General features: G+C 55.7%; 13 protein-coding genes. 4 read left to right on the forward strand and 9 right to left on the reverse strand.

The annotated features are described in order from the left end of the window. From ACOSYY_RS00315 to ACOSYY_RS00330, 4 genes are all read right to left on the reverse strand, one after another. The coding region (locus tag ACOSYY_RS00315) for a squalene/phytoene synthase family protein (protein WP_421660236.1) at window positions 1-147 on the reverse strand (147 nt) is incomplete at its 3' end. After that, window positions 144-1085: a BtuF-related (seleno)protein gene (locus ACOSYY_RS00320; RefSeq protein WP_421660223.1), complete on the reverse strand. Its 942-nt coding sequence runs from the start codon at window positions 1083-1085 to the stop codon at window positions 144-146. The genes ACOSYY_RS00320 and ACOSYY_RS00315, both read right to left, overlap by 4 nt. A gap of 13 nt (window positions 1086-1098) precedes the next feature. Continuing rightward, a complete protein-coding gene (locus ACOSYY_RS00325) occupies window positions 1099-1782 on the reverse strand; it encodes an HAD family hydrolase (protein WP_421660224.1) in 684 nt (227 codons plus the stop codon). Window positions 1783-1907: 125 nt separating this feature from the next. Beyond that, complete coding sequence (locus tag ACOSYY_RS00330; RefSeq protein WP_421660225.1) at window positions 1908-2669, reverse strand: hypothetical protein; 762 nt, start codon at window positions 2667-2669, stop codon at window positions 1908-1910. A gap of 291 nt (window positions 2670-2960) precedes the next feature. Between ACOSYY_RS00330 and ACOSYY_RS00335 the strand changes: the two genes are divergently transcribed. The 3 genes from ACOSYY_RS00335 to ACOSYY_RS00345 all read left to right on the forward strand — a co-directional run bounded on the left by ACOSYY_RS00335 (window position 2961) and on the right by ACOSYY_RS00345 (window position 5220). After that, window positions 2961-3374 carry a secondary thiamine-phosphate synthase enzyme YjbQ gene (locus ACOSYY_RS00335; RefSeq protein WP_421660237.1) on the forward strand — a complete coding sequence of 138 codons (414 nt, stop codon included), beginning with the start codon at window positions 2961-2963 and terminating at the stop codon, window positions 3372-3374. 129 nt (window positions 3375-3503) lie between these two features. After that, window positions 3504-4517: a hypothetical protein gene (locus ACOSYY_RS00340; protein WP_421660227.1), complete on the forward strand. Its 1014-nt coding sequence runs from the start codon at window positions 3504-3506 to the stop codon at window positions 4515-4517. Between the two features lie 34 nt (window positions 4518-4551). Further along, window positions 4552-5220: a hypothetical protein gene (locus tag ACOSYY_RS00345; RefSeq protein WP_421660228.1), complete on the forward strand. Its 669-nt coding sequence runs from the start codon at window positions 4552-4554 to the stop codon at window positions 5218-5220. Window positions 5221-5370: 150 nt separating this feature from the next. Here ACOSYY_RS00345 and ACOSYY_RS00350 read toward each other — a convergent pair whose 3' ends face one another. The 5 genes from ACOSYY_RS00350 to ACOSYY_RS00370 form a co-directional block, all read right to left on the reverse strand. After that, window positions 5371-6762: a serine/threonine-protein kinase gene (locus ACOSYY_RS00350; RefSeq protein ID WP_421660229.1), complete on the reverse strand. Its 1392-nt coding sequence runs from the start codon at window positions 6760-6762 to the stop codon at window positions 5371-5373. Between the two features lie 86 nt (window positions 6763-6848). Then, window positions 6849-7697: a PHP domain-containing protein gene (locus tag ACOSYY_RS00355; protein WP_421660230.1), complete on the reverse strand. Its 849-nt coding sequence runs from the start codon at window positions 7695-7697 to the stop codon at window positions 6849-6851. After that, window positions 7694-8626, reverse strand: coding sequence for a dihydroneopterin aldolase (gene folB / locus ACOSYY_RS00360; RefSeq protein ID WP_421660231.1), 933 nt, complete (start codon window positions 8624-8626; stop codon window positions 7694-7696). The genes ACOSYY_RS00355 and folB overlap by 4 nt, the downstream gene beginning before the upstream one ends. Window positions 8627-8709: 83 nt before the next feature. Beyond that, window positions 8710-10260, reverse strand: a complete 1551-nt coding sequence (locus tag ACOSYY_RS00365) for an HD-GYP domain-containing protein (RefSeq protein ID WP_421660232.1) — start codon at window positions 10258-10260, stop codon at window positions 8710-8712. Then, complete coding sequence (locus ACOSYY_RS00370) at window positions 10257-12071, reverse strand: HEAT repeat domain-containing protein (RefSeq protein WP_421660233.1); 1815 nt, start codon at window positions 12069-12071, stop codon at window positions 10257-10259. Before ACOSYY_RS00370 ends, ACOSYY_RS00365 begins: the two co-directional genes overlap by 4 nt. 131 nt (window positions 12072-12202) lie before the next feature. Between ACOSYY_RS00370 and ACOSYY_RS00375 the strand changes: the two genes are divergently transcribed. Further along, window positions 12203-12612: GDSL-type esterase/lipase family protein (locus ACOSYY_RS00375; protein ID WP_421660234.1), on the forward strand; the 410-nt coding region annotated here is incomplete at its 3' end.

Consider the following 12612-nt stretch of genomic DNA (forward strand, 5'->3'; position numbering starts at 1 on the left):
AGCCCTTTCGACGGCCTTGCAGAAGGCGTAGATCGTGTACATGGCGTCGCGTTTGGCTTTGGGAAGGAACAAAAACGAATAGTAAAAATTACTGCCGCTTTTCTTCGTGTAGGCCGTGCAGCAGGCTTGAGCTTCAGAGACCGTCATGACGCGCAGCCTGCGGTAAGTGTAGTCGCTTCAAGTTTGATCGCTTTGGCGGCGTCGATAGGATGGGCAGGACTCTTGTGCAGAATGGCCGCGAGTAACTCCACGCCGTCGACGAGTCGAGGGCCGGGGCGGCTGAAGAAGGATGCCGCATCAACCACGTAAACATCCGGTCCTTGTTCGGAAGTCCGCCGCCATACGTCACCGGTTTGCCCGGCTCGCCTGAGATCATTGACCGTGCGCTCGACGGAGTAACCGCAGGGCATCACAAAAATCACGTCGGGTCGAGCGGTTTCCACGGCGTGCCACGTCGTTTCATATGATGGAGCATCCTGGGAGCCAAGGACGTCGTGGCCGCCCGCCAGCTCGACCATTTCCGGAACCCAATGGCCTGCGACATAGAGAGGATCCAGCCATTCTAGACACACCACGCGAGGACGCGACCGCGTCCTCCTGGTCTCTGCTCGCACGTGGTCCACTCGCCGCCGGAGCTCCCGGGCGAATGCCCGTCCCTTCGAGAGTACGCCTGCCGCTTCGGCAATACGCTCGATATCATGGATCATGCTGTCTAACGTCGTTGGGTTGAGGGTGAGCACGTGAGGTTGGCATTGAAGTGACTCGATCGCGCGTATGAGTTGGTCCGGCGTGACTGAGCAGACGTGACACAGATCCTGCGTCAAAATAAGGTCCGGATGGGCACCGCAAAAGGCGTTCTCATCGAGTCGGTAAAGCCGCTGTCCTGACGCAACCAGTTCTTTGACCTGTCGGTCGATTTCCCTACCGGTGCCTCCGTCCTTTCCGACCAGAGATTCGATCATGACGGGAACATGTCGAACCGAGGCAGGAAAGTCGCATTCGTGGCTGATGCCGACCAGCTGATCAGCCAAATCGAGAGCGGCGACCACTTCGGTTGCCCCTGGGATGAGTGAGCAGATTCTCATCGTTATATCGAGCTCATGTCGACCACAAGCGAGCACACACGTCCTGGAGGCGTGTGTCGCTTAAACTATGACTGATGGCATCGGCCTCGTGGAGATCTTGTACGGTGTGGGTATTGGCTACCGCCAGGACCTTCATTCCCGCTGATCGTGCGGCACGGATACCGGGGCGGGAATCTTCGATAGCCAAGCAGGCAGCCGGCGGGATCGGGGCCGCAGAATGCCGGCCGTTCAATCCCGCCAGCGCTTGCAGGAATGGTTCCGGATTCGGTTTACCACACGTAACATCCTCCGCACTGGTAATGTGACCGAATGCTTTTCGGATCCCAATTTGTTCCAGCACCAACTCGATCTCGGTGCGCAAGGCTCCCGAGGCGATGGCAATGGGGTAGGCGGCCGCGGCGTCTTCGACAAATTCTCGGACACCCGGAAAAATCACGAGGTGATCCTTAATTGAGGACAAATAGGCGACGGCTTTTTTTGCCATCAACTCTTCGACAAGCGAGGGAGAGACTGGACGTCGATTGACTCGTAGCGCTTCCAGAATACATCCGCGATCGTCGAAGCCGAGATAGTCGGCGTAATAGTCTTTTTCGGTCAGAATGATGTCGATGTCTGCCAGTATCCGGCGCAGACTTTCAAAGTGAAGCGGTTCAGTGTCGGCGATGACACCGTCGAAGTCGAAGATCACGGCGCGCATGGATTCCCGAGGCTTGTGATTGTCTCACCTATACGTACTGAGGCGCGGACGGGCGGTATTATAGCACAGAGGGCGACGATACGATCATTGCCCTCTGTGCCTGGTGCGCGCGGTGAAAAAGTCGATCAGGGTTTCGATTGAAGCTGTTTCTCAGCCAACCAGCCTTTCGTGCCGAAGTCACTGCGGACGGAATAGACCCATCCGCTGTCCTGCAGGTCGCCATCGAGAATCGTGAGAGCGGTTCCTGGCGGAATGGCCGGTCCCGGTCTTGTCCCTTCTGCGTCTTGAGCCAGGAGCACTTTTGTCCCAGGATTCGTGGGATCAGCGAGTACACTGACTCGTTGCCCTTCGCTGAACCGCGGAGTCGGTGAAGCGGTGATGGGTACCGGTACTGATGGCGGTGGAGTTTGAATCGGAGCCGAGGCCGTCGGCGTTGGCTGGCTAGATAGAGGTGCAGGAACGGGAGCCTGTGTCGGTGCTGCAGCCTGCGGCACCTCGACTGGTGCTTCATGAGGTGGAGTCGAAGCAGCCGTTTGAGGCTGAGTCGCCGGGACGGGCGGTGCCGGTGGAGCCAGTTTTTGAGCGACTGGCGGCGGTGGTTGTGGAGCCGGCGATTCACCGAGAAGCGGCCCGACATACTCCGTGATCATCTCCGGCTCCATCGCGACATAGGCGCCGGCGCCGATCACGATCAACACAAGTACCCACAGGAGAGGACGCCCGCTCGATTTCTTGGGCGGCTTCATGGGAGAAGGTGATCGAATCGTGGTTGTCTGTTCCAGTTCTTCTTCCGTGAACTCCAGATCCGGTTCCGGCTGGCGAGCAAAAAACAGGCTCCAATTCAGAGGATTGCCGACGAACGACGGACCCTCAGCGATAGGCAACATCGAGCACCTCCCTCTAGCGACAGCATCGTAGAATTTGTAAAAGTACTTATCACCAAGGCTGTGGACTGTCAATTTTGTAGGCGTTTTCGACGGAACTATTCGGTGCGGATGGGTGTTCGACAGGATTGCATGTGGGAGCAGGGCAGCACGTGATGGTCTCGACTGCCTGAACGAAAACCGGTCAGCCCTTTGCGGCGCAGCTCATAGGAGAGGCGAACGGCAAGAGAAGTGAATCGCTCGACCCTCTTGCATGTCTGTTGGGGCGGCATGCACAATACGTCGCCATTGATCATGAAGTCCTACCGCGAAGAACTCTGGTTTGAGACTAAGACCAGGCGAGCCTACATCAATATTACGCCTCACATCGAGACGGTGATAAAGAAGAGCGGGATACGCGAAGGCCTCGTCCTGGTGAACGCGATGCACATCACGGCCAGCGTGTACATCAATGACGATGAGCCCGGCCTGTTACAGGACTATGATGATTTCTTGGAACGTCTCGCCCCTCAGGAGGCAAGATATCGACATAACAACACAGGAGAAGACAACGGGGACGCCCATCTGAAGCGACAAGTGATGGGGCGCGAAGTTGTCGTCGCCCTCACAGAGGGTCAGCTCGACTTCGGTCCTTGGGAACGAATTTTTTACGGCGAATTCGACGGGCGTCGACGCAAGCGGGTTCTCGTGAAGATTATCGGTGAATAGAATGTGTGCTGATCCTATGTGCCAAGTCGCGAGTAATCGTCCCGAGGCTTGCATGGGTAGGAAAAGTTTGGCAACATGCATTTTGAGTTATCGTACCACGACCGCGGGTTCGCATAGTAGGGAGCCTCGATGTTAGGCTGGTCTCGTCCCGATCCACTTACAAGGGATCTCATTCATCTTATCAATGCTCGTCGCCACGATCATGGCGACACCGATGATGCGATCGATACCTTGCAGGCGTTTCTCGAGCAAGGCCGGGAGCACGATTTACTGACCGTGCTTGCCGCGCTCGACGAAGAAATGGCCGAATGGCTCTTCGATCTAGTCGCCGAAGCGAGTTGCACGTTGCTATTGGACGGGCCCGACGACGAAAAGCCGACTTATGCCACGATGGCGGCTCTGGAGCTTCCCCTCCAGGCGAACTTAACCGCACCACTCAAGTTGAAGATCGATCCGATCGCCACAGCTGATCTCCTGAACAAGTATCTCCAGCTCCCTGCAGGAACGGTTGTTCGCGTCGAATCGCGCCTCTTGACCGATGCAACGTTGGAAATGTTGAATCTTCAATTGTTTCATGACCATCTTGTGACGGTCGCGGATTCCAGGCGTGCCCAATCCGTGGCGGCGCGGTTGCTTCCTCCTGTGGAAAATACCGCATTTCTCCTGTTTGAGCTGATCGGAGCTCCGGATCCGGGCTTGCCGGATGCATGGGAGGATCGACAGCGCCGCGAGATTCTCGAAGGGCTGGTGAAGCAATGTCCGGAGTTGGCATGTGCGCCGGACACCATTGAGGCGCCGGTGTACGCTGCATATGCCATGTTCGACGCGCAGAATGCCGTGCGCCTCCATCATCTCGCCGATGAAACCGCCGCTGTGTGGAGGGAACTGGATCCGCTGGTAAGGTCCCGTACCATCGTCCATCTCCATACACAATGTGGTAATGGTGTCTATATGCCCGTGTGGACCGATCTGTTCGATCCGGAGCTTCCCGAGGAGCACGGCCCTGTCTGGACTTCCCCTGATGTTTGGGTCTTCACCGCCGATCTGCCGATTGAATGGCCGGGTGAGATGCTGACCAATCGGTTATTGGCGGAAGGCTGTACCAGGTTCGAGAATCACATCGTCGAAACCCCGGACAACTAGTTCTACTCCTGTCGGTTCGGTTGACGTCACGGTCTTGCGCAAAACTCCCCTTTCGGTGATTTTCTCGTCGCTTTATTTTATTCTCACCGTGATGAAGACTGCCAACACCGAGGAACAATCAGGGAAAACTACAACGCGTCTCGTCACAGTGACGGGCTTGATTTTAGTCTGGACTATCATTTGGGCGAATTTCCCATCGAAAGAAGAGCTCCTGTCGGCTCAATTGGCATCACCAATCGCCGAAGCGCCGCATCCATCCGAGCTTGACCTGACGATCCCAGGCGTAGTCAGTCCGCCGACAGAAATCTCAACGAGAGCGGCGGACTCGCCATCTGCGACCACGTATGGTGGATTGTCTGTCCCGCACGACCGGCGTGCCAGGCAAATCGCCGAAGTGAAGTGCGAGGCTGAGGTGCAGTCATACTGCCCGGATTCGCTTTCAGGAGAAGCGCGTCGACGTTGCGTGCTACAACGTATGAAGCAATTTGATACGACCTGCCAACAGGTCGTTCAGCAGCGGCTGGCACGCTGGAAGGAAGCCGAAGGATATAAGTTTATCTGTGCGGAAGATATGAAGCGTGTTTGTCCGACAGTGCAACCTGGGGATGGCCGTATCCTGCAATGTTTGCAAGAACACGAACAGGACCTCTCCGAAGGGTGCTACCAAAGTTTGCCCAAAGGGCATCTTCATTTCCGAAACTAGAGCATACATCGGGCACGCAGGCTGTACAGCTTTGCGTGTGCGTTTTATGGTCGGCGTTACGCGATTCAGAACGGCGATCGGGAAGTTCGGCTAACATCGAAGCTCTTATGGAGAATCGAGGGAAGCCGCGCGGGTAATATCGGGTAATATTTAGGCGGCCAACCCTTCGAGGCAGGATCGAAGTTCCATGGCGAATTCACCGGCGCGGCGATACCGGTGAACCAGGTCTTTGTGCAATGCTCGATCCAGGACATTCTTTATGTTAGGAGGGAGATCGGGCCTGATGGCTTTGACGCTGAGATGCGGCGTATGAGTGATAGCAAACAGCAATGCCGAAACGTTGTCCGCGGTAAATGGAGGGCGACCGGTCAGGAGTTCGAACATCACGACGGCAAGCGAAAAAATATCTGATCGCCCATCCACCTTCTTTCCGGCGATCTGTTCGGGTGACATGTACGTCGGTGTTCCCAGCACGATATTCGTCTGAGTTTTCGACGACGTCGCCATCTTGGCGATGCCGAAGTCCATGACCTTGACGACCTCATCGGTGGTCAGCATGATGTTCGCCGGTTTGATGTCGCGATGCACAATCCCCTGCTGGTGGGCATAGTCCATCGCTTCGGCGACGGTCACCAGTATCGGGATCACCTTTTCCAGCGGCAAGAGATTCGGTTTCCGTGACCACTGTTTGAGCGTGGTGCCTTGAAGCATCTCCATGGCGATGTAGCCGAGGTCGTTTTCTTCTCCGGCATCGAAGATCGTGACGATGTTGGGGTGAGACAATCGTCCGGTGGATTCGGCCTCCCGAAAGAACCGAGCCTTCACCTCCTGCAGTTTATCTCGGTCGTCGTCCTCATCGAGCCGCATGGTTTTGATCGCCACGAATCGTTGGATCGTCGGATCTTTGCCAAGATATACCACCCCCATCGAGCCGCGTCCTAACTCCTTTAACACCTTGTATCGACCGAGTGCACTCGGCGGGCTGTTCTGTGCGGCGAAAATATACGCTGCAGACTTGCTGCTTCCCTGCTCCGGGTCGATTTCCCCAGTACGTTCGTCTTGCTGTCCAAGCTCTTCGCGGCTGGTTGATTGCACAGGTTTCACGAAAAAACGGTGAAGGGCATCAAGATGCAGGAGCCATGCGGCAGTGATCCAGAATCCAATCAACGTCAATGACGCAGCATGGACCATGGCGTAGCGCGGGAGCCCCATACGATTAAGAAGCGAGAGTCCGACAACTCGGAGAGCCTTATCCATCACGATGATGAGTAATAGGGCTGTAACAGGAAGGACCAGTTGTCGCAGAAACGAAAAACCTCGCCCGTTATCCGGCATCTGTCGGAATGCGCGGAGCGAGAGGATGCAGAGAGCGACCAACCCCGTGCCTTCAATGATAAGTCGAATGATGTGAGGGCCGGTCAAGTCGAACAACGTGAAGGGAAGCGACTGCGCCGCCGGTAGTTTGCTCAGTATGGGACCGGCAAAGAGTGCGACCAGTACGGCGAACACATATTGAACGGCCCAGCTCGATGTGTTGACCATGAGTGACGAGATCTGAAGATAATCAGAGTCTAGCGGATACCGAAGAAGAGTCAATGGATTGGAAAAAATATGCGAAGGATACCGCCCTAGAGCCTCCCGGCGGCGTCCTTCATCTTGGGAAGCAGTGAGGTTGGAATGTGCAACGTACCCTTTCCGATGCCGACTTCGATGTCGGGTTTCGTGAGGCCATGAAAGTCGCTTCCACCGGTGACCAATAGACCGAGTTGTTGAGCCAGACTGAGGTATTCTCGAGTCTGTCGCGCAGCATGCGTGCTATAGTAGACCTCTACACCGTCGAGCCCGTCGGCTTTGAGCTGTCGAACCAGATCAATCAGCGGCTGTTCGGCCACCCTGACCCACGTCGGATGAGCCAGAACTGCAAGTCCGCGAGCGGCTTTGATCCAACGAATCGCTTCGGCAGGGCTCGGAAGCTCCCGAGGAACGTAGGCCGGCTTACCCTCGGCAAGGAAACGATCGAAAGCTTCTTTGGCGGAAGCGACGACACGTTTGTCCATTAAAACACGGGCGATGTGCGGCCTACCGATCGAGTCGGTGCCGGCGAGTGAGCGGACTTCATCGTACGTAATGCCGATCCCAAGGGTCTGTAAGCGTTCGATGATCTGTGGATTCCGGCGATGACGGGCGTCTCGCAAGGTCTTCAGGCGTTCGAGCAAATCGAAGTCCTGCCAATCAAGAAAATACCCAAGAATGTGTACCTCGGAGCTTCCGGCAAGCGAGCTGATTTCCACGCCGGGTATGATCTCGATCCCACACTGTTGTCCGACTGCAATGGCTTCGGCTATACCCGTCGTGATGTCATGATCGGTGATGGCCAAGGCCGTCACCGCCGCTCGGTGTGCCATGTTCACCACCTCGGTGGGCGTGCAACTCCCGTCAGAGTGGGTGGTATGCAGATGAAGGTCCAAGCGGCTCATGTCGACGGTCCTGGAGGTTGAGGTTTCTGGGCGGCAAGTTGGGCCGTGTAGATGAACTCCGACCCGCTCATTCCTGCGTGGAGCCCTTCGTCATAATGGAGAATACGAAGCCGGGGTACGAGACTTAAGAGTTCACAGTGCGCAAGGCAAAACTCTCGGCGCTTTGGATGACGGCGCTGGATGTGATTATCGACGGTGAAGGTTTCATACAGCAAGATACCGCCGGGCTTCAGTGCGTCAATAAGATAGGGGAAGAGCGGTCGATTCAGGTAAAAGAAGACGAGAATGGCATCGTACGCTTCCTTCCGGAGATGGTCCTGCGGCGGCTCCAAATCAAGCACTCGTGAACTGATCCCGGTGAGATGCCGGACGAGGGCACTGGCAGAAAGTTGTGCGAGGGCCTGCTCATCCCGATCGATGGCGTCGACCTGGTAGCCGAGCGAAGCGAGGAACAGCGTGTGACGCCCTCCGCCGGAGGCTACATCGAGGATCTTTCCTTGAGGAAGACGATGAAGCTGTTCGACGAGAAATTGGGCTGGTGGTGGATCTGCGCGGAGGATTTGCTGCGAGAGCCGTGTGCGATCAACGCAGATTCCGACGGAGCGGGTCGTCAAGGAAATCGGAGGATGCATCTTCCGCAGCCACAGCTTGATACGACCGATTGGGAATTCATCGAACAGAGCCGCCAGAAGTCGTTCCGCCAGCGTTTCCAACAACTGAGATTCCTGAACGGTTCCGATATCGACGACACGCTGAGCCACTTTCGCGTAGTCGATCGTGCGAACAAGGTTGTCGGATAACCCGGCTGCTTCCAGTGGATAGTCCAATTCCAAATCGACGGCAAGCGGTTGCGGGTGAGCCCGCTCCTCGGGCGTCACGCCGCAGCAGCCGCGGAATTCCAATTCTTGGATGACGATGTGTCCACCCATAGACGCATTGTCGGAGATCGGATTTCAGCCTGTCAAGCGAGGAAAGGATATAGGGTAAGGCATAGACGAGCCGTATACGACGTCTAGATGAAGTAACGGCTTGTATCGAATTTGTGCTCCGTATTGTCCACCAGCCGAATGATGCTGTGGCGGTACTCGCCAACGTCGTTTTTCTCGGTCAGGTCCAACTCGGGGCCATTGTCGACGGAAGCGCCCTGCGCGTCGGTGATGACTTGGACGATCGGCCGCTCGCTGTCGGCCTTATCGGCGGCAGGCTTGAGCACGACGGCGAATTCGTCGGAGTCGAGGAGCACCAGGCTTCCAATCGGAATGATCCCCACGCAATTGACGAACAGTTTGAGCAGGGTCGCGTCGAAACTTTTACCGGATTTCGCCAGCATCATATCCAGCACTTTCGAAGGTGACATCGGTTCCCGGCGGTAGACGCGGGAGGACGTCATGGCATCGTAACAATCGGCGATTGTGAGAATGCGCCCCGTCAAAGAAAGTTTCCACGGAGTTTTTAGTTTGGGATAGCCCGAATAGTCCAAGTTCATGTGATGTTCAAAGGATGCTGCGGCCATACGTGTCGGAAGGTTGGTGATGCCGCGTAACTGCGTGAGACTCAAGACTCCTTCGGTGGGATGGTTGCGCATCATCGTCCATTCGTCCTCCGTAAACTCACCCGGCTTATTCAGGATTTCAAGGGGAATGGTCGATTTACCCATGTCATGAAATAACGCCGCCAAGCCAAGGTCGGCCAGCTCAGGTTTAGGATAACCGATTCTGTTGGCGAGAGCGATGGACAACAGCGAGACATTGACGGAGTGGTTATGCGTGTATTGATCGTGACAGCGAAGTGTCGTGAGACCCAGCATGATCGGCTCGTCTTGCATCATCAGATCGACGATATTTTGAATGGCACGTTTAGCCTGCTTGAAGTTGAGGGTTTTGCCGTCACGGGACGACTGAGTCAGATTGCCGACCGCATCGACGGCTTTGCCATACGCGGCTTTCGAACGTGCCTTGTGTCGTGCCTTCGCATCGCCGTTCCCCGCAAGATCGTCCTTGAGACGGAGAAGTCGAAGGTCTTTCAGTTCGATGCCGGTCACGGCCAGGTTCGTCAAGTCCCGTCGAAAGTCCTCAATCGACATTGTCGCCGGGTCAAGACTGACGAAAAGGTGAGCGAATTCACGAAGGTCTTTGGAAGAAACCGAGGAAGAAAAGGTCAGCCCACCGATCTTCCACTTTTTCAGGGCGTCCAGGATGCTTGAGACGACCAACATTTGTTGCGCGGTTACCTTCAGATGGTTCTCGCCGAGGAAGAGAAAATCGTCCTGCACCCACAAGGTGACCGGTTGGTCATGGGCGAGGGTTTCAATGAGGGTCAACATCGTTTCGACCGGTTTGTCGAGAGCGGCGTTGGTCCGGCCATGGATCTTTGACGTCTTGATCAGCGTGTTCAACTGTGTGATGAGCTGAAATCCCAGCATCACCAACTGTTGGTCGAGGATGTCTCCAGCTTCTGATCCTTGGCCGATCTTCCGCGACAGTGACTTTTCGTGTGTCAGGATCGGTTGCATAGTGTCTTCGCCGGCCTGGTTTCGCAGAGGTTTTGACTGAGGGTCTTTCACGATTGTGCTTCCTTGTGTGTTGCGCCGGCGGAAGGGGCACTGCGTTGTAGTCGTTGAGCTTGCGATAATGCCGCGGCACAAGCCTGGCGAACCGCGGAGCTTCCCCTTTTGATTCCAAGCGAGAGAGCCGCGATAGCGGCGGAGGTGGCAAGTTTTCCGAGCGTTTCCGCTCCGATGACCGCCAGCTCTTCTTTTTTTCTTCGATTCATCCAGGCCCATTCGGTCATAAGCCCTTGCCAATAAGGAACCGCTTCGTCGCCGCACGTGGCGCGGATGGCCTGAAAGACCGCTCGGCGCTCACTGATCGAGCGATCCATGAACCCTTCTTCCGACACAAGCGGAGACCAAACGGAGAAGGGAACGGTGTACTGGCCGGACATGAGCAGCTTGAGCACGGCAAATCGGACCCCTTCATCTTCATCGGTCGCGAGGGAGACCAGTTTCGTGCCATTGCCGTTGGGTCGGAACAGGCCCAGAGCGCGGACCACTTCCCGACGAACCAGCGCGTCAGGGTAGCGGATCAATTTTTCGGCCGGATCGGCGAACTTCGGATTGTTCCACTTGATGAGGATTGAAAGCAGATTACGAACATACCCAGGTCTGCGGTCCGATAACCCTCGCAACAAAGGATCGGGGTGGTCTTTTGCCAAGACCGCGAGGGTTTCCGACACAATGGCTTGGTGGATCGGGGATGTGACGTTGGCAAGAAGCGAACAGATCGATGGGACGGCATCCTCTTTCATCAACAGTAAGATGGTGGAGAGCCCCTTCACGTCGGCATCGGGGCTTCGGTTGAGATAGGTCTCGATCACCTTCACCCGTTCCGCCCGACCAAGTCCGTTGAGGAGAGAGGCCAACTGTTGCTTATGTTCCTCATGCAGATCAGGCCGCACGACGTCCGTTTCATGGAGAAGACTTAAAACATTCTCCAACACCGTCCATTTGCCGTCGCGAAGAAGGGAATCTACGATAGTGCCCCACAGACTGAAGAGCTTTGTCAGCAACGCCGGAGACTGCTCTGATGCGAGGATTGCGGTCAGCATGTCCAGGATGTAGATAAGGCTATCCTGTTTTCGCTCCGTCTCGATTTCTTGCGCAATGACGGCAAGCTCTTCTTCCGTCACTTCATAGCCGGCAAGTCCGGACTGGAAACGGCTTCTGGCGTTGCCGGAACCGCTGCCATTGGAATCGGTTCCCGATCCGCTTTGTTTTTTGCGTTCCCGTTCCCGATTTAACAGTTCTCTGAGCGTCGAATCCGATGAACTCATGCTTCCGTCGAGGCGGGTAAACCCGTCGTGGCTTGTCGAAAACTTAGAAAGTTCCTCGGCCGTCACGAGCGTGATTGTCGACAAATTCCGAGACCAAAGACGTGTGACGATATCATCGTCGTCTGCATTCGAATCGGCGTCGCTCCATAGGGAGGCGAGAAAGAGGGACAGATCCTCTTGTGTAAGACCTTGGTGGAGGACCAGTTCTCGAATGCCGTCGGCATACAGCTTGAAGGCTATGCCCTCGCTTCCTCCGTCCTTTTCCGCCTGGTACACGACGGAGTCCTTGCACAGCAATTCGGACCGTTGAACGAAGAAAGCCAATTTTGAATATGTGGCCAGGTGATGAGTCAATTCTTCGAACAGCTGCTGGGTAAATTTTAGTGCTACGGGATTCGTTGAGCCATATGTCCGGTTCGATTTGGCAGTCTTGTCCAGTAGTTTTAGGATACGTTTGATGGAGATAATCTCCGGGTCTTCAGCAGCGCGTGCGGCAACCGCGGCGGTCATCATTTCTTGAGCCTTTTTGAGCTCCGTCGTCATACGTAAGACCTACCGGCAGATCACAGATTCGTCAAGAAAAGCGCCGTTCTTTACAGCCGTTCTACGATAGCTACGTGCTCGAAGCCGGCGGCTTGTTTGTCATGAGAGGCATCGGTAGAATCGGTCCGTAGATGAATAGAGCTCTCCTGGTAATATGTTTCGGCGATAGTCTGACGGCAGGATTTCAGTCGCCGGCCAAGGACAATCCGGCAGGTCGGGAAACCCCGTACGGGCAGTTTCTCCACTCATATTTAGGTGATGTTATCGAGGTTCGCACCAGTGGGGTGTGCGGCGAATTGACGGGTGAAATGATCACGCGATTCAAGCGGGATGTGCTCGATCATCAGCCCAACTATGTGCCCATTCTCGGGGGAACCAACGATCTGGGGGGGAATGCATCACCGTCCAAAATCATGCGCAATCTGGCCACGATGTACAAGCAGACTCGCGCGATGGGAGGGTTGCCTATTCCGGTGACCGTTCCTTCGATACGAGTGGAAGACGCTTCTTCCAGTCGAGAGGGACGGGAGTGGATAACCGA

This window comes from Nitrospira sp. BLG_2 (assembly GCF_049222245.1).